Annotated in this window: 15 protein-coding genes; 4 read left to right on the forward strand and 11 right to left on the reverse strand. The window is 72.0% G+C overall.

Going from position 1 to position 15,089, the window contains the following annotated elements; genetic code table 11:
- Positions 1-2: 2 nt before the first annotated feature.
- Positions 3-1,412, forward strand: coding sequence for a tryptophanase (locus JQN84_RS12815; protein ID WP_307821188.1), 1,410 nt, complete (start codon positions 3-5; stop codon positions 1,410-1,412).
- Positions 1,413-1,471: 59 nt separating this feature from the next.
- Here JQN84_RS12815 and JQN84_RS12820 read toward each other — a convergent pair whose 3' ends face one another.
- The 7 genes from JQN84_RS12820 to JQN84_RS12850 form a co-directional block, all read right to left on the reverse strand.
- The gene (locus tag JQN84_RS12820) at positions 1,472-2,026 is read right to left on the reverse strand and encodes a GTP-binding protein (protein ID WP_204958580.1); all 555 of its coding nucleotides are present in this window, start codon (positions 2,024-2,026) and stop codon (positions 1,472-1,474) included.
- 17 nt (positions 2,027-2,043) lie between these two features.
- Positions 2,044-2,409, reverse strand: coding sequence for a DUF742 domain-containing protein (locus tag JQN84_RS12825; protein WP_088642016.1), 366 nt, complete (start codon positions 2,407-2,409; stop codon positions 2,044-2,046).
- On the reverse strand, positions 2,406-2,837 hold the full coding sequence (locus tag JQN84_RS12830; RefSeq protein WP_204958581.1) for a roadblock/LC7 domain-containing protein: 432 nt from the start codon (positions 2,835-2,837) through the stop codon (positions 2,406-2,408). Before JQN84_RS12830 ends, JQN84_RS12825 begins: the two co-directional genes overlap by 4 nt.
- On the reverse strand, positions 2,834-5,242 hold the full coding sequence (locus tag JQN84_RS12835; protein WP_307821190.1) for a sensor histidine kinase: 2,409 nt from the start codon (positions 5,240-5,242) through the stop codon (positions 2,834-2,836). The genes JQN84_RS12830 and JQN84_RS12835 overlap by 4 nt, the downstream gene beginning before the upstream one ends.
- Before the next feature lie 336 nt (positions 5,243-5,578).
- The gene (locus JQN84_RS12840; protein WP_204958582.1) at positions 5,579-7,492 is read right to left on the reverse strand and encodes an EAL domain-containing protein; all 1,914 of its coding nucleotides are present in this window, start codon (positions 7,490-7,492) and stop codon (positions 5,579-5,581) included.
- Positions 7,479-8,102 carry an RNA polymerase sigma factor gene (locus JQN84_RS12845; protein ID WP_204958583.1) on the reverse strand — a complete coding sequence of 208 codons (624 nt, stop codon included), beginning with the start codon at positions 8,100-8,102 and terminating at the stop codon, positions 7,479-7,481. Before JQN84_RS12845 ends, JQN84_RS12840 begins: the two co-directional genes overlap by 14 nt.
- The gene (locus JQN84_RS12850; protein WP_204958584.1) at positions 8,099-8,392 is read right to left on the reverse strand and encodes a hypothetical protein; all 294 of its coding nucleotides are present in this window, start codon (positions 8,390-8,392) and stop codon (positions 8,099-8,101) included. Before JQN84_RS12850 ends, JQN84_RS12845 begins: the two co-directional genes overlap by 4 nt.
- Before the next feature lie 381 nt (positions 8,393-8,773).
- On the opposite strand from JQN84_RS12850, the gene JQN84_RS12855 reads away from it, so the two are divergent.
- Positions 8,774-9,466: a hypothetical protein gene (locus JQN84_RS12855; protein WP_204958585.1), complete on the forward strand. Its 693-nt coding sequence runs from the start codon at positions 8,774-8,776 to the stop codon at positions 9,464-9,466.
- A gap of 55 nt (positions 9,467-9,521) precedes the next feature.
- Positions 9,522-10,598 (forward strand): NAD-dependent epimerase/dehydratase family protein, encoded by a 1,077-nt coding sequence (locus tag JQN84_RS12860; protein ID WP_204958586.1) that lies wholly within the window; start codon positions 9,522-9,524, stop codon positions 10,596-10,598.
- 40 nt (positions 10,599-10,638) lie between these two features.
- Here JQN84_RS12860 and JQN84_RS12865 read toward each other — a convergent pair whose 3' ends face one another.
- The 3 genes from JQN84_RS12865 to JQN84_RS12875 all read right to left on the reverse strand — a co-directional run bounded on the left by JQN84_RS12865 (position 10,639) and on the right by JQN84_RS12875 (position 13,433).
- Positions 10,639-11,388, reverse strand: a complete 750-nt coding sequence (locus JQN84_RS12865; RefSeq protein WP_204958587.1) for a ZIP family metal transporter — start codon at positions 11,386-11,388, stop codon at positions 10,639-10,641.
- 66 nt (positions 11,389-11,454) lie between these two features.
- A complete protein-coding gene (locus JQN84_RS12870; RefSeq protein ID WP_204958588.1) occupies positions 11,455-12,663 on the reverse strand; it encodes a GNAT family N-acetyltransferase in 1,209 nt (402 codons plus the stop codon).
- 50 nt (positions 12,664-12,713) lie between these two features.
- On the reverse strand, positions 12,714-13,433 hold the full coding sequence (locus JQN84_RS12875) for a PP2C family protein-serine/threonine phosphatase (RefSeq protein ID WP_204958589.1): 720 nt from the start codon (positions 13,431-13,433) through the stop codon (positions 12,714-12,716).
- Between the two features lie 63 nt (positions 13,434-13,496).
- On the opposite strand from JQN84_RS12875, the gene JQN84_RS12880 reads away from it, so the two are divergent.
- Positions 13,497-14,531 (forward strand): response regulator transcription factor, encoded by a 1,035-nt coding sequence (locus JQN84_RS12880; protein ID WP_204958590.1) that lies wholly within the window; start codon positions 13,497-13,499, stop codon positions 14,529-14,531.
- On the opposite strand, the gene JQN84_RS12885 is transcribed toward JQN84_RS12880, so the two are convergent.
- A complete protein-coding gene (locus JQN84_RS12885) occupies positions 14,516-15,076 on the reverse strand; it encodes a helix-turn-helix domain-containing protein (RefSeq protein WP_204958591.1) in 561 nt (186 codons plus the stop codon). The two genes, JQN84_RS12880 and JQN84_RS12885, sit on opposite strands and share 16 nt — an antisense overlap.
- Positions 15,077-15,089 lie beyond the last annotated feature (13 nt).

Consider the following 15,089-nt stretch of genomic DNA (forward strand, 5'->3'; position numbering starts at 1 on the left):
CAGTGCCCGTCGACGCCTACGCGATGCTGCCCCCGTACCGGATCAAGGTGGTCGAACCGATCCCCTTTCTCGACCCGCAGGAACGGCGGGCGGCCCTCGCGGACGCCGGATACAACCCGTTCGAGCTGCGCGCCGACCAGATCACCATTGACCTGCTGTCGGACTCCGGCACCGGGGCCACCTCGGCCGCGCAGGAGGCCGCCGCCGCGCTCGGCGACGAGTCCTACGCCGGGGCACGCTCCTGGTTCCGGTTCCGCGACGAGGTACGCGACCTCACCGGATATCCGCACCTGCTCCCCGTGCACCAGGGGCGGGCCGGCGAACGGGTGCTCTTCACCAGCCTGCTCCGACCCGGCCAGCTCTGCCTCAGCAACACCCACTTCGACACCACCCGCGCCAACGTCACGCTGGCCGGCGCGGAGGCCCGGGACCTGCCCTGCCCGGCCGCGTTCGACCTCGACAGCGCGGAGCCGTTCAAGGGCGACATCGACCTCGACGCGTTGGCCGCCACGCTCACCGGGCCGGAACGCGACCGGGTCGGGCTGGTCCTCATCACGATCACCAACAACGGCCTCGGCGGGCAACCGGTGTCGATGGCCAACCTCACCGCCGTCCGCGACCTGTGCCGGGCGCACCGGGTGCCGTTCTTCCTGGACGCGGCGCGGTTCGCCGAGAACGCCTGGCTGGTCGGGCAGCGCGAGTCCGGCTACCGGGACTGGACGCCCCGGCAGATCGCCAGCCACGCCTTCGGGCTCGCCGACGGCTGCGTGGTGAGCCTCAAGAAGGACGGCCTGTCGGCCATCGGCGGGCTCATCGGGCTGCGCGACGACGACCTGTTCGCCAGGTGCGAGGCCAACCTGATCGCCACCGAAGGGTTCTCCACCTACGGCGGGCTGGCCGGCCACGACCTGGAACGGCTCGCCCAGGGGCTGCGCGAGGTGGTCGACCCCGCGTACCTGCGGGCGCGGGCCGCCTCCACCGACCGACTGGCCCGGCTGATCAACGAGGCCGGGGTGGACACCGTGCAACCCGCCGGCATCCACGCCCTCTACCTCAACGCCGGCCGGTTGCTGCCCCACCTGTCCCCGGCGCAGTTCCCCGGGCACGCCCTCGGCTGCCAGCTCTACCTCGACGGGGGCATCCGCTGCGCCGAGCTGGGCTCGCTCTATCTCGGCGGGATGGACGACCGGCACCGACTGGTCACCCCGGCCCCCTTCGAACTGGTGCGCCTGGCCATCCCGCGTCGCGTCTACACCGACACCCACTTCGAGTACGTGGCCGCCGTGCTCGCCGACATCGCCAAGGAACCCGGCCGGGTCCCCGGCTACCGGGTGGTCTCGTCGCCGCCCCTGCTCCGCCACTTCAAGGTGCGGTTGGCGCAGCTCCCGACGGGAGGCGGCGGCACCGACTGAACCGGTACGTCCGGCTCCGGTCCGCCCGGCCGGAGCCGGCCGGCACGCCGCCGGGTCGCTCAGGCGGTGGCGGGCAGCCGGGACAGGGCGTGCCGCACCAGTTCGATCAGCGCCTGCTTGCTGGAGGCCCGGTCCCGGGCGTCGCACCACAGCAGCGGAACGGTCTCGTCCAGCTCCAGCGCGGCGCGGATCTCCTCCTCGGTGTAGGGGCACTCACCGAAGAACCGGTTGACGGCGGCGACGAACGGGATGCCCCGCCGCTCGAAGTAGTCGACCGCCGGGAAACTGGTGCCGAGCCGGCGGGTGTCGACGAGCACGATCGCCCCCACCGCGCCCTGGGCCAACTCGTCCCAGATGAACCAGAACCGGTCCTGCCCCGGGGTGCCGAACAGGTAGAGCACCACGTCGTTGCTGATGGTGATCCGCCCGAAGTCCAGGGCGACGGTCGTGCTGGACTTGCCCTCCACGCCGGTGAGGTCGTCCACCCCGATGCTGGCCTGGGTGAGGACCTCCTCGGTGACCAGTGGCGGAATCTCGCTGACCGACCCGACCAGGGTGGTCTTGCCGGTGCCGAAGCCGCCCGCCACGACGACCTTCACCGATTTCCGATCCACGTGTATCAGTCCCTCTTCTATATCCGCTGAAGGCCGGCGAGAACCGTTTCCAGCAGCCACCGGTCGGCGATCTTCTCCTGTGCCGGTGAGCCGATGTCCAGAAACCCCTGCTCGTGGAGCACGTCGACCATCACCTTGGTGATGGCGAGCGGCCGGTGCAGGTAGGCGCCGATCTCGGCGATGGAGATCCACCCCGTGCACTGGTGCAGGATCTCCCGGTACTCCAGCTCCAGCCGGGTCTGGTCGGCCGGTAGGGCGATGACCTGGGTGGCCAGGTCGAGGCTGGTGTTGCGGGGACTCGTCCGCCCGTTGACGAGGATGTACAACGGCACCAGCCGGCCGGCCTCCGCCTCGTCGTCGCCGTCCCACACGTCGTGACTCATGGTTTCGACCCGGGTCGGTCGGCGAGCAGCGCGCCGTCGAGGCGGACCTCGGAGCCGAGATAGTCGCCGATGCGGGTCACCAGGCGGCTCATCTCGTACGCGACGGTGCCCATGTCGACTGACTGTTCGCAGAGCACCGCCAGCCGCGCGTTCTGCCCGGCGGCGGCCACGAACAACGTCCGCCCCTCGTACTCGATGATGACCTGTTGGACCGGGCCGCTGTCGAACCGGCGGCCCATCCCCGCGGCGATGCTGTGCAGGGACGACGCGCCGGCGGCCAACAGCTCCCCGGCGTCCTGCGGAAGTGAGGTGGATTTCTGCACGATCAGCCCGTCGGTGGACAGGACAACCGCGTAGACCACGTCAGGGACCTCCACCAGATCGTCGAGGATCCAGGTCAGATCGTTCTGCGATGCGGAGTGGGTCATGCGTTCCTGCCTTGGTCGTCTCTGCTGGCGGAGTCCCCGTTTTTCGCCGCCCGGCCGGCGGCCCAGGCCTTCTGGTACCTGCTGAACCGGTCCCGGGCCTCCTCGGGTGACCTGGCGGGAGCCGGCGTGGCGTCGGACTTCTGCTCCGGTGGACCGTCGTCGCGCAACTCGGGGGCGAGGTGCTGCTGCGGCCGGCGGTGCGGCAGCGGCGGCCGGTCGGCGACCTGCGGGCCGGACGAACCGCCGCGCACCGCGCCACGCTGCGCCGGAACTTCGGTCATGATGCCCCCGCTGCGGTCGGAGTGTCGCTCCCCGGTGGGACCGGCCGGCACCCGCCCGGCACCGCCCGGTGCCGCGGTCGCCACGGCGGTGGGCCGGGCCCCGGCCGCGGGGTGCAACTCCTGCCGGCCGCCGCCGACCGGCAGCACCGCACCGACGCCGGGCCGCGACATCGCGGTGGCGACGGAGCCGAGCGGAAGGATGCCGGGGTCGGTACGGTCCAGTTCGGCGGCGTACGACTCGGTGACGATCACCCGGTCGGGCAGCAGCACGATCGCCAGCAGGCCGCCGTACGCCGACGCGCGCAGGCTCACCTGGACGCCGTCCCGCTTGGCCAGCTCCGCCACCACGTGCAGGCCGACCTGTGCGCCGTCCCTCAGCGCCGTCACGTCCGGGGTCGGCGCGGTGGCGAGCAGGTCGTTCGCCCGCTCCAACGCGTCCGCCCGCATCCCCACGCCGGCGTCCTCGATCTCCACCGCGATGCCGCGCTTGACCTCGATGCAGGTCACCCAGACCGTGGTCTCCGGCGGTGAGAACGCCAACGCGTTGTCCAGCAACTCGGCGATCAGGTGGACGGTGCCGGCCACCGCCGGCCCGGCGACCGCCACGTCCGGCGCGCTGCGCAGGGTGATCCGCTGGTACTGCTGGGCCTCCGCGAAGGCCGCCAGCAGCACCCGGCGTACCGGCACCGGATTCTGGAAGCGGCGGCCGATCTGACCGCCGGCCAGGATGACGAGGTTCTCCAGGAAGCGGCGGGTCTGGGTGAGCTGGTGGTTGATGTCGAACAGTTCGGCCAGCAGCTGCTCGTCGCCGATCCGGTTCTGCAGGTCCTCGATGACCTTCAGGCCGCGTTGCAGGGGGCGTTGCGGGCGGCGGGCCACACCCATCAGCATCGCGATACCCGCCGCCCGGGTCTTCGCCTCGTCGACCGCGGCCCCCGCCGCCGCCTGCAACGACCTGTTGATCACCTCGGCCACCCGGCCGATCTCGTCGCTGCCGTAGTCGGGCAGGGGCAGCTCGGAGGCGAGGTCGACCTTCTCCCGTCGGCGCAGCCGGTCCATCATCGCCGGCAGCTGCTTGTCGACCACCGCCTCGGCGTCCCGGCCGAGCTGGGCCAGGCGTACCGACAACGCCCGGTCCACCAGGATCTGCGACTGCCGGATCGCCCAGATGATCGCGGCGATGACGACGAGCAGGGCGACCAGACTGCCCAGCGAGGCGGTGAGCAGCTGCGTGTTGCCGGTGCGCAGGGTGCGCGCCGAGACCGTGTCGGCCTGCACCACGGTCAGGTTGATCAGATCGTCGGACACCTGCCGGGTGAGCGCTTCCCACCGGGCCCGGTTGAACGACAGGGCACGCGGGGTGCCGGAACGCCACGGCCCATTACTGACCAGGGCACTCTCCGCCGCGACGAGTTCCTTCCAGGAGTCGCTCGCGGTGATGGCGGCGAAGCGTTCCCGGGCCTGCGGTTCGAGGTGCGGGGCCACGTTGGTGAGGTCGGCGTGATAGGCCCCGACCAGGTTGGTGAAGTCGAGATGGTCCTGCGGGCTGAGGGTGCGGGCACCGAAAGCGCCGTCGATGGTGGAACCGGCCCGGGACATCAGGTCGCTGGCGCGGAAGGCCTCCGTCGCCGCGATGCCGCCCTGGGCCGCGGTGGCGTCCGGGACGATTCTCGCCTGGGTGTCGAAGAGGTCGGTCGCGGCGTCGAGCAGGCGGTTGTAGAAATCGTAGACACCCGCCCCGTTGGCCGACCGGGAATCGATGGTGCTCCGCACGCTGGGCAGTTCGTCGAGCATGCCGGCGAGCGTCTCCCACCGGGTCACGATCGAGTCCGGGGCGCCGGCCAGCGCTGAGGCTGCGGCGGGACGCAGGGCGGCCACCCGCTGGTCGGTCTGCTGCCGCTGCTCGATGAGCCGGCTGAGATCCCGGGACGGCTGGGTGAGGTAGCTGACGCTCAGCCGTCGTTCCTGCTGGATCGAGGACAACGCGGAGACCGCCGGGATCGACACCTGCCGGACGCTGTTGGCGACCTGGCGGTTGTAGAAACCCTGGAAGATGAGGTAGCCGGAGGCGACGAGCCAGACGACCAGGGCGACGACGCTGGGAATGAGCACCAGCCTGATCACGCGTCGTTTGATCGACTGCGGTCGACCGGCGCGACCCGGTGTCGTCGGTGCGGCCTGGTCGTCTGAGGCGCGGCGCGGTTCTTCGCGGTCGGCCTGTTTGTGCGCCAAAGTCGTCGTATCCAATCCTGGTCAAGCCATAGACAGCAGCGGTCCTACGCCACTGGTCGACGCCGATGTGTGCCAACCCTACCGTCTATCCGGACCCCGTACCCGACCACGATTCGACGACTGTGGACAGATCCCTATGCTCGTGCAGGTCAGCGATCGAGAAGGGAGATGGTCGACACACCGGCGCAACGCCCGAGGCGGTCGGGTGGTCTCCCGCCGGCCCCGGGCTCAGCCCATTGCGGTGTGTTGCGGTGGTAGCACGAGTTCGAGTTCGATCGACTGAGCCTGCGGCTTGGGGCTCGCCGGGATGGGCTCGGGCCGCCCGGTCCCGTAGCCCTGGGCGAAGTCGACCTCCCAGCTCCGTAGGAGTTCGAGGGTCCCCTCGTCCTGCACGTACTCGGCGGCGACGTGGATGCCGAGGCTGTGGCACAGCTCCGCCAGTTTCGACACGACCGCCTGATCGGCCGGTGACCGGCAGAGGTTGACGACGAACATTCCGTCGATCTTCACCAGGTCCACCGGAAGATATTTCAGATGGGCGAGGGCCCCGTATCCGGTACCGAAGTCGTCGAGCGCCAGGCGGCAGCCGGCCTGCCTGATCCCGCTGGCGAACGCCAGAGCTTCGTTACGGTTCTCGATCAGGGCGGTTTCGGTGATCTCGAAGGTCAGGCACTCCGGCTTGACCCGGTGCCGACGGATCGCCTCCTTCACATAGTTGAGCAGGCCCGGATCGGCGATTGACTTTCCGGAAACATTTATCTGGTAATGGGAAGTCTGAGCACCCCGGCCGATCAGTGCCAGGGCGTGGTCGATGACCCACTTGTCCACGGCGAGGATCTCACCGACGCGCTCGGCCATGTCGAGGAAGGCCCAGGGCGCGGTGGGCTCACCGATGTCGTTACGCACCCGGAGCAGGATCTCGTGGCGGGTGACCTGGTTGAGGCGCAGGTCGACGATGGGTTGGGCATAGAGGGTGAACCTGTTGGCCGACACCGCGCGCCTTACCCGGGACCGACACCGGGCGGTCCGGTCGTCGGCGGCGACCGGCTGATCGAGGACCGTGACCGTGGTGCCGTTGCGGCGCGCGTCCCGGGCCGCGTGCTCACCGTCGACGAGGAGGTCGAACCCGGTGTCGGGGATGCCACTGCCGAAGTGCACCAGGCCCGCCCAGGTGTTGAGGCGCAGGGTCTTCCGGCGGACGACGAACAGGTGGCTGCGGAACGTGTCCACGAGTTGGTCCGCGAGCGACTCGGCGGCCTCCGGGAGACCGTCGACGCAGCCGAGGAGCACCCCCCACAGGCCGGAGCCGACCAGACCCAGTGTCGCGTCGTCGCCGACGGTCGTGCGCAGCAGTTGAGCGATCGCCGCCGCCAGTTCGTCGTGGTCGTCGTCGGTGAGGGCGTCGGGCAGCCGGGTGGCCGGTTCGGTCGCCACGACCACGAGTGTTCCACCGCCGATCCGACGGGCGCGGTCCACCTCGTCGATGAGATAGCCACGCGTCGGCAGCCCGGTCACGGTGTCCGGCACGGCCAGGTCGGCACAGAGCATTGCGCTGCGGATGGCGAGCCGACGGCGCTCCTGCCGGGCCAGTTCCACTGCGGTGACGTCCTCTCCCGTGGCGATGATCCCCGCCGGCCCGTCGGCAGTGCTGAAGACTTCGAGGTGACAACGTACGTGGCGGACGCTGCCACCGGGGTGGACGACCCGGAAGCCGATGTCGTCAGGCATGCTCCGCTCCCATGCCGTCCGGACGGCATGGCGGACCCGTTCCACGTCTGCGGGATGGACGAGCCGCAGGAGGGTTTCCGGGGTCAGGTGGACCGTCCCCGGGGCCTGTCCGAAGATCATCGCCATCTCGTCCGACCAGCAGAGACGTCCGGCCCCCTGTGCCCGGACCCGGTCGGCCGTCCAGGTGACCGTGCCCTGCTTGGCCAACTGTGCGGCGCGGGCGACCCGGGTCACCTCGTCGACGTCTTCGCTCAGCGGGTCATAGAGGTCGCTGTCGACGAATATCTGGTAGCCGCCCGCGACCGCGGCGTCATAGCGTTCCTGCGCCGCGCGTGCGACGCGGCGAGCGCGGGCGAGTTCGAGAGGACCGGGTCGGCTCGTCTCGGCCAGCGCCAGGACGTCATCGAGATCCACGGCTTCCTCCCTGCCGCCGGTTGCCGTCCGGGCCCGGGTAGCCGGCCTCCTCGGCCAGCTCACGCAACCTCCGCCGGGCGGCGACCTTGTAGGAGCGAACGCTGTTCTCGGTCAGCCCGAGGAGGCGGGCGATCTCCGGATTGGTGAAACCCTCGCGTGCCAGCTGGAACACCTCGGCGTGCCGCGCGGGAAGCTGGTGCAACCAGGTCCGCAGCGCCTCCTGGGCCTCCCACACATCGGCGATGTCGGGATGTGGCGTGGGGGGCAGGTCTTCCGGCGCGACCGCAGCCTCACGTTGACGTCGCTGGCGATCCTTGCGGATCTTGTTCCGGGCCGTGGCGATCACCCAGCCGGTCGGCCTGGTGTAGCTGCGGAGCTTGTGCCACTGGACGCGCCCGTGCAGGTACGCCTCGTTGAGTGCGTCCTCGACCACCTCACGGTCCCGGCACTCCGCGCGGAGGACACGCTCCACGGTGTGGTAGGAGTCCTCCGCGAAGGCGGCGAACTCCCTGTCGTGCTCCGCCTTCACGCGGGCGGCGTCCGCCTGACGCAGCGCCCTCCTGTCGGCCGGCTCGGGCGTCAGGGCGGCAGTGCCCTCGACCTCGATCATGCGGTCTCCCCCGGGGTCTCGCACCGCTGCACGCCGCAGGCGCCGAGCTCCACCTCGCGGTGCCCGTCACGATCACGTTCCACGATCCGTACCAGGTCGTGCCCCGTTGCCGCGAGCCTGACCAGCCCGCTCATCCGGGCGGCGGTGCGTGTCGACGCCTCACGTTCCTCCTGCAACCGCGTCCGGTGCGTGACACAGGCCCGGATCAGCCCCGCCGCCGTCCCGGCGACGACCAGGGCCGCCGCCATCGCCTCGGAGCCGGAGAACATCTCCGCCAGCGCTTCGTTCATCGTTCTCCCCAGTCGCCTCACTCTGTCAATTACTATCCGTGGCGGCTGGCGAATGTAGATACCGCACTGTCCACAATCTTTCTAGAGATCGATGATCAAGCGTTTGAGCAGCTCGTACAGCAAAAAGTCATGCAGATGGCACGCTGGGCGACGAGATTCGGGCGGCCGGTCGGGGTTACTCTCCGATAGCGACAGTCACTTATGGTGACTCACTGATCACCTGTATGTCGGGTTGTCGACGGTCATCCCCACTTCCTCGGTCATGACGAAACCGGCGGGTGGTCGTGGGCGTCCAGTCCGCGTTGGGCTTGATCACCGCCGGTGGCAAGCTCAGCGGACAACCCGCGGACACCCGCGGGAACGCCGGCCGAGGAGCACAGCATGTCGAAGTTGAAGTGGATCACCGGGGTCGCGGTGCTGGCGTGCTCCGGGGCGCTGATGGCCTGCGGGGACGGTGGCGGGACACCAGCCGGGTCGGGCACGGCCACGCCGTCGGGGCCGGCGACGCCCTCCGACGCCGCGACGCCCACCGCCACGACGGTGCCCGACCCGACCGCGCCCCCGGCGAGCCCGTCCCGGCCCGCCGGAAAGCCGTCTGCCACGGCCGGTGCCGGCGGGGTGCTGTCCGGCAAGCGGGAGGTCACCATCGTCCGGGTGCAGGCCGCCGAGTCCGGGGTGGCCCTGGACGGCGGCTCGCTCGTCGAGGTCGACGACGACAGCGGACGCCAACTGTTCGTCCCGACGCCGGCCGGCGGCGGCAAGTACCTGATCAAGGCGTACGGCCGGCGCGACGGCCACCCCGCCAACGACGACCCGGCCTGCTGGCAGGTGCTCAACCCCGGCGACGGCAAACCGCTCACCGTCGAGGGGACGGCCTGCGACTCGCGTAAGCCGACGCAGCTGTTCAGCATCGTCAACAAGGGCAAGGGCGCGTACGCGATCAGCAACGACTCGGCGTTCCTCCAGTACTCGCCCAGCCGGGGCCTGATCCTCGAAGAGCTGGGCGACGCGCCGTTGCGCAGCACGTTCAAGCTGGTCGACAACGGTCCGGCCCGTACCCCGGCCGGCGGCTGACCCACGATCCGTCCCGGCGGGGTTGGCGGTCGGCCCAGCGGGTACCGGACCCGGCATGCGGATCGTGATCGTGGGGGCCACCGGCAACGTGGGCACGGCGGTGCTGCGCCGGCTGGGTCGGGAACCGGGACTCGACCTGGTCGGCGTCGCCCGCCGGCTGCCCGGCCCCGACGCGCCCTACGCCGGGGTGCGGTGGCACTCCTGCGACATCGGCGCGCCGGGCGCGGTCGACCAGCTCACCGCGATCTTCGCGGGGGCCGCCGCGGTGGTGCACCTGGCCTGGCAGATCCAGCCCAGCCACGACCAGCGCACCCTGCACCGGACCAACGTCGGCGGCAGCCGCGCGGTGATCTCGGCGACCGTCCGGGCCGGGGTTCCCGCCCTGGTGTACGCCTCGTCGGTCGGCACCTACGCGCCCGGCCCGAAGGACCACCCGGTCAGCGAACGGTGGCCGGCGACCGGGGTGCCCGGCTCCTCGTACAGCCGGGACAAGGCCGAGGTCGAGGCGATGCTGGACACCGTCGAGGCCGCCCAGCCGCAGCTCCGGGTGGTCCGGCTGCGCCCCGGACTGATCTTCCAACGGGACGCCGGCACCGAGATCACCAGGTACTTCCTCGGACCACTGGCCCCGGTACGGCTGCTGCGGCACGGCCGGATCCCGCTCGTACCGGCCAACCGGCGGCTGCGGATGCAGGCGGTGCACGCCGACGACGTCGCCGACGCGTACGCCCGCGCGGTCCTCGGTGAGGCGCGCGGCGCGTTCAACGTCGCCGCGGACCCGGTGCTGACCCCGGAACTGGTGGCCCGGCACTTCAAGGGCTGGACGGTGCCGGTGGCCGCCCCGGTGCTACGTGCCGCCGCCGCGCTGACCTGGCGGCTGCGGCTGCAACCGGTGGACGCCGGCTGGGTCGAGCTGGGGCTCGCCGCGCCGCTGATGTCCAGCGCCCGTGCCGAGACCGAACTCGGCTGGCAGCCGCAGGTCGACGCGGCGACCGCGCTGCGGGAACTGTTCGCCGGGATGGCCGACGGCGCGCACACCGCCGGCCCGCCGATGTCCGGTGTCGCCGACCTGCCCGGCCGGGCCGCCGGCCTGCTCCGGGGCCGCGTCCCCGGCCAGGGCGACCCCTACTGACCTGCACCACCGGCCGCCGGGTCGTCAGGCATGGGGTCCGTCAGGCGTGGGAGAGGGCGAACGCGGTCAGGAAGCCCAGGACGGTGATCAGGCCGACCAGCAGGTGGGCGTCCTCGAACGCCTCCGGGACCATGGTGTCGGTGATCATCGCGAGGATCGCCCCGGCGGCCAGCGCGGTGATGGTGGCCAGCAGCTCCGGGGGCGCGCCACCCAGCAGGGTGTTGCCGAACAGCGCGGCGACCCCGCTGACCAGGGTGATCGCCGTCCACAGCCCGAAGACGTACCGGCGGGAACGGCCGGCCCGGCGCATGCCGGCGGCGCTCGACAGGCCCTCCGGCACGTTGCTGAGGAAGACCGCGACGACGGTGACCAAGCTGACCGGGCCGCCGGTCAACAGGCTCGCGCCGATCACCACCGACTCGGGTACGCCGTCGAGCAACGCGCCCACCGCGATCGCCGAGCCCGAACCGGGCTGCTCCCGCTCGGAGGGTTGCTCCCCGCCGGAGCGTTTCCGGTGCCGGGCACCCCGTCGGGCGAGGAGCAGGTTGGCCCCGGTATACGCCAACGCCCCACCCGCAGCGCCGATCGCGGTCGGCAGCAGCCCACCCTGCTCGTGCGCCTCGGCGATCAACTCGAACGAGACGGCGGAGAGCAGCACCCCCGCACCGAACGCCATGATCGACGCGACGACCTTGCGGGGCACCGGCAGGAAGAACCCGACGGCCGCCCCGACCAGGAGAGCGGACCCGGCCAACAGGCCCCACGCCCCGGCTTGCAACCACTGCGGCATTCCGGGGACCGTACCCGCCCCCGCACCGCGTCAACCAGACCCGGCAGCCCCGCCGGGGCCGGCCGCTCAGAAGTCGGCGAACAGGTAGGGCAGCGCGCGGGGAAACAGCCGACGCAACTCGTCCGCCGCCTCCGGGCCGACCTCGCCCAGCCCCCGGATGTGCACCTCGGCCGGGTCGAGCACCCCGTACGCCAGCGCGGACACCCCGGCAGCGGTGAGCGTCGCCGTGGGCACCGGGCCGCCGCCGGTCACCGCCGACCTGCCGCCGGGGGCCAACGCCAACCGGCCGTCGACGCCGTCGAGCAGGTGGGTGCCGGCGAGCCACCTGTCGTCGACCAGGTCCACCCGTACCCGGCCCGGCCCGGCGGGCAGCCCGGCGAGGGCGTCCACGCTGAGCAGGCGGGCCATCGGTGCCGGCGAGCCGGGCCGGGACACCCGGGCCTCGACGTGCACGGCAAGGTCGGTCAGCCACAACTCGGGCAGGTCGTCGGCGGGGACCCGGAGGCTGATCCGCTCCACCTGGTCGACGTGCCGGGCGAGGAACTGCAACAGCAGGGCGCGGGCGTACGGGTCGGCGGCGAGCAGGTCGTCGCCGACCAGTTCGCCCCCGTGGTCGTCGATCCGGTAGGTGAGCGCACCGACCACGCTGCCGTCGACGGTCGCGGTGATCAGCCATCTGTCGTCCCGGTCCCGCAGGCCCACGTCCCGGAAGTCGGGGAAGATCGCGAAACCGTGCCGCTCCCGCAGGCACCGCTCGGTGAACGAGCGGTAGTGCGGGTAGCCGACGCCGATCCGTTCCCAGCCCACCGTGCCGGGCAGCTCGGCCCGCAGCAGCGGGGCCAGGTCGGCCGGGGAGAACCGGACGGTACGCGCCCGGGGCAGCCCCACGTAGCCGAACCGCTCGTAGAAGCTGGCCCGGAACGGATACAGCGCGGTCACCGGGTGCCCGCCGTCGCGCATCTCGTCGAGGAGCTGGCAGAGCAGTGCGCGCACGTACCCCTGCCGGCGGGCCAGCGGGTGGGTGGCGATCCCGGCGATCCCGGCCATCGGCAGCACCGCGCCGCGCAGGTTCTGCCGCATCGGCACCGCGCTGGCGGTGGCCTGCGCCTCGCCGCCCTCCTCGACGACCAGGGTCCGGTTGCCCTTGTTGTACGGCAGGTAGCGGTGGAACGCCTCGACCCGCTCCCGGCTCAGCGGGGTCGCCTCGAAGGCGTACGCCTGGAGCGGGAAGCTGGTGGTCAGTCGTTCCTCGGCGGCCAGGCGACGGATGAGCATCCGTCCATCCCAACCCGGCCGGCGGTCGGCCGCAACCCGGTTGGCCGGGTTCAGCCCTCGGTCACGTCGGAGACGACCACGGTGACGTTGTCCGGTGCGCCGGCCTGGTGGGCCAGCTTCACCAGTTGCTCACCGCAGTGCCGGCGGTCCTGGTAGCTGACCAGCGCCCCGTGGATCGCCTCGTCGGCCACGTAGTCGGAGAGCCCGTCGCTGCACAGCAGCACCCGGTCCCCGGCGAAGACGGTCAGCACGCCGATCGCCGGGGGCGCGTCGGCCCCCTGCACCGCCCGGGTGACCAGGGAACGCTGCGGGTGGTGGCGGGCCTGGTCGGGGGAGAGCGCCCCCTGGTCGACAAGCGCCTGGACGAAGGTGTCGTCCCGGGTGAGCTGGGTCAGCTCCCCGTCGCGCAGCAGGTAGCACCGGGAGTCACCGACCTGGGCGAGGACCAGGGTGTCCCCGGCGAGCAGGGCGGCGGTCAGCGTCGTACCCATGCCCTCGCGGGCCGGGTCGGCGGAGATCGCCGCCCGGATGCGCCGGTTGGCGGTGGAGACCACGGCCCGCAGCGCCTCGGCGGCCTCGTCGGTGCCGGTGGGTGGGACCAGCTCGTCCAGGATGCGGATGACGATCTCGCTGGCCACCTCGCCGGCGGGGAGCCCACCCATGCCGTCCGCCACCGCGACCAGGCGTTCACCGGCGAGGGCCGAGTCCTCGTTGTTGGTGCGGACCAGGCCGACGTCGTTGAGGATGGCCGAGCGGAGGATCAGCGTCATGGGACAAGCTTGCCGGATACACCCTCGCTCCGTCTCTACGCACTAGTACGTAGGGTGGGAGAAATGATCCCGGTGTCCATGGTGGGTCGCGTCGGAGAGCTCGCCGAGCTCGACCGGGCGTGGTCCACCGTGGCCGGTACGGGCCGGTCGGCACCCGCCGTCACGGTCATTACCGGAGCTGCCGGGGTGGGCAAGAGCCGGCTGGTCGCGGCGGCCGTCGAGGGTCTCTCCCCGCGGCCGGCGGTGATCCTCACCGGGACGGCACGGGTGCACGATCCGGCCCCCTACGACTGGCTGGCGGCGGTGCTCAGCGTCCGCGACGTCGGCGTGCTCGACCTGCCGTCCGATGCGCTCGCCTGGCTGGCCCAGCACCCGGCCGCGCCGCGCGAGCGGTACGCCCCCGGCACGCTGCTCCGGCTCGCCGTGCGTACCGTCAGATCGTTGGTGGGTGCGGGCCCGGCCGTGCTGGTGGTGGAGGACCTGCACGACCTCGACCCGGCCAGCCTCAACCTGGTCGTCGAGCTGGCCACCGCGCCGCAGTTGCCGGCGCTGCTGGTGGTGGCGAGCCGGCCGCCGGCCGACGCGGTCGCACCGGACCTCACCCGCCGCGTCCTGGCCCGCCTCTGCGGGGTACGCAGCGCGGTGCGCCAGCACCTCGGCCCGCTCGGCGTCGCCGAGGTGGCCGAGATCCTCACCCAGGTGTACGGCGACAGCCCACTCCCGGCGCGGGTCTGTGCCGGCGTCTGGCAACGCACCGGCGGCAACCCGTACGCGCTCACCGAGCTGTTGGCGGTGCACGCCGGCCGGGGGCTGGAGGCGCTGGTCCGGGAACCGTTGCCGGAGCACCTGCGGATGCCGTCGCCCCGGGCCACCGCCCCACCCGAGGCCGAGCTGACCGGCCGGGAGGTCGAGGTGCTGGGCTGCCTGGTCGCCGGGATGTCCAACAAGCAGGCCGCGCGGGCGCTGGGCATCTCGGTGCGGACGGTGACCGTGCACGTGTCGAACCTGCTGCGCAAGACCGGTTCGGCGTCGCGTACCGAGGCGGCGATCTGGGCGGTGCAGCACCGGGTGCCCGGCGCGGGTCAGGTGCGGGGGTAGCGCAGCAGCAGGCTGGCGGCGACCTCCTCGTCGCCGAGGGCGGCGTAGCCGTGCGGTACGTCGGAGGTCCAGCGTAGGTGGCCACCGGCGGCGGCGGTCAGCGGGGCGTCGAGCGGGCCGGCGCGGAGCACCCCGGCGAAGACCGTCACGTGTTCGGTGACCCCGGGCTGGTGGGCGGGGGAGACCTGTTCCCCGCCGGGGCGGACCCGCAGCCGGTACAGCTCGTAACTGGCGTCGGTGTCGGTGAACGACTCCAGCAGGGTGGCGACGACCGTGGTGCCCCGCACGGTCGGGGTGGCGGCGGGCCCGGCGAGTACGGCCGCCAGCGGTACGCCGAGCTGGGCGGTGATCGCGTAGAGCGTCTCCAGGGTGGGGTTGCGGGTGCCGTTCTCCAGCGCCGAGAGGGTGGCCTTCCCGACCCCGGCGCTACGGGCCAGCGTGGAGAGGGAGACACCGCGTTCGATCCGCAGCGCGCGCAGCCGGTGGCCGACCGCCCCGGCGTCGGTGTCGGGCGCGGGCCGGCGGGCTGGGCGGGACGGGGTCATCCGGCTATGGTGC

This window comes from Micromonospora humidisoli, assembly GCF_016900955.1.
In the GTDB taxonomy this organism is placed as follows: Bacteria; Actinomycetota; Actinomycetes; order Mycobacteriales; family Micromonosporaceae; genus Micromonospora; species Micromonospora wenchangensis.

Coding starts and splice junctions, on each gene's coding strand:
- JQN84_RS12825 (WP_088642016.1), bottom strand. CDS start 2,409: ATGAGTCACGACGTGTGGGACGGCGACGACGAGGCGGAGGCCGGCCGG.
- JQN84_RS12830 (WP_204958581.1), bottom strand. CDS start 2,837: ATGACCCACTCCGCATCGCAGAACGATCTGACCTGGATCCTCGACGAT.
- JQN84_RS12845 (WP_204958583.1), bottom strand. CDS start 8,102: ATGATCGAGGTCGAGGGCACTGCCGCCCTGACGCCCGAGCCGGCCGAC.
- JQN84_RS12850 (WP_204958584.1), bottom strand. CDS start 8,392: ATGAACGAAGCGCTGGCGGAGATGTTCTCCGGCTCCGAGGCGATGGCG.
- JQN84_RS12855 (WP_204958585.1), top strand. CDS start 8,774: ATGTCGAAGTTGAAGTGGATCACCGGGGTCGCGGTGCTGGCGTGCTCC.
- JQN84_RS12860 (WP_204958586.1), top strand. CDS start 9,522: ATGCGGATCGTGATCGTGGGGGCCACCGGCAACGTGGGCACGGCGGTG.
- JQN84_RS12865 (WP_204958587.1), bottom strand. CDS start 11,388: ATGCCGCAGTGGTTGCAAGCCGGGGCGTGGGGCCTGTTGGCCGGGTCC.
- JQN84_RS12870 (WP_204958588.1), bottom strand. CDS start 12,663: ATGCTCATCCGTCGCCTGGCCGCCGAGGAACGACTGACCACCAGCTTC.
- JQN84_RS12875 (WP_204958589.1), bottom strand. CDS start 13,433: ATGACGCTGATCCTCCGCTCGGCCATCCTCAACGACGTCGGCCTGGTC.
- JQN84_RS12880 (WP_204958590.1), top strand. CDS start 13,497: ATGATCCCGGTGTCCATGGTGGGTCGCGTCGGAGAGCTCGCCGAGCTC.
- JQN84_RS12885 (WP_204958591.1), bottom strand. CDS start 15,076: ATGACCCCGTCCCGCCCAGCCCGCCGGCCCGCGCCCGACACCGACGCC.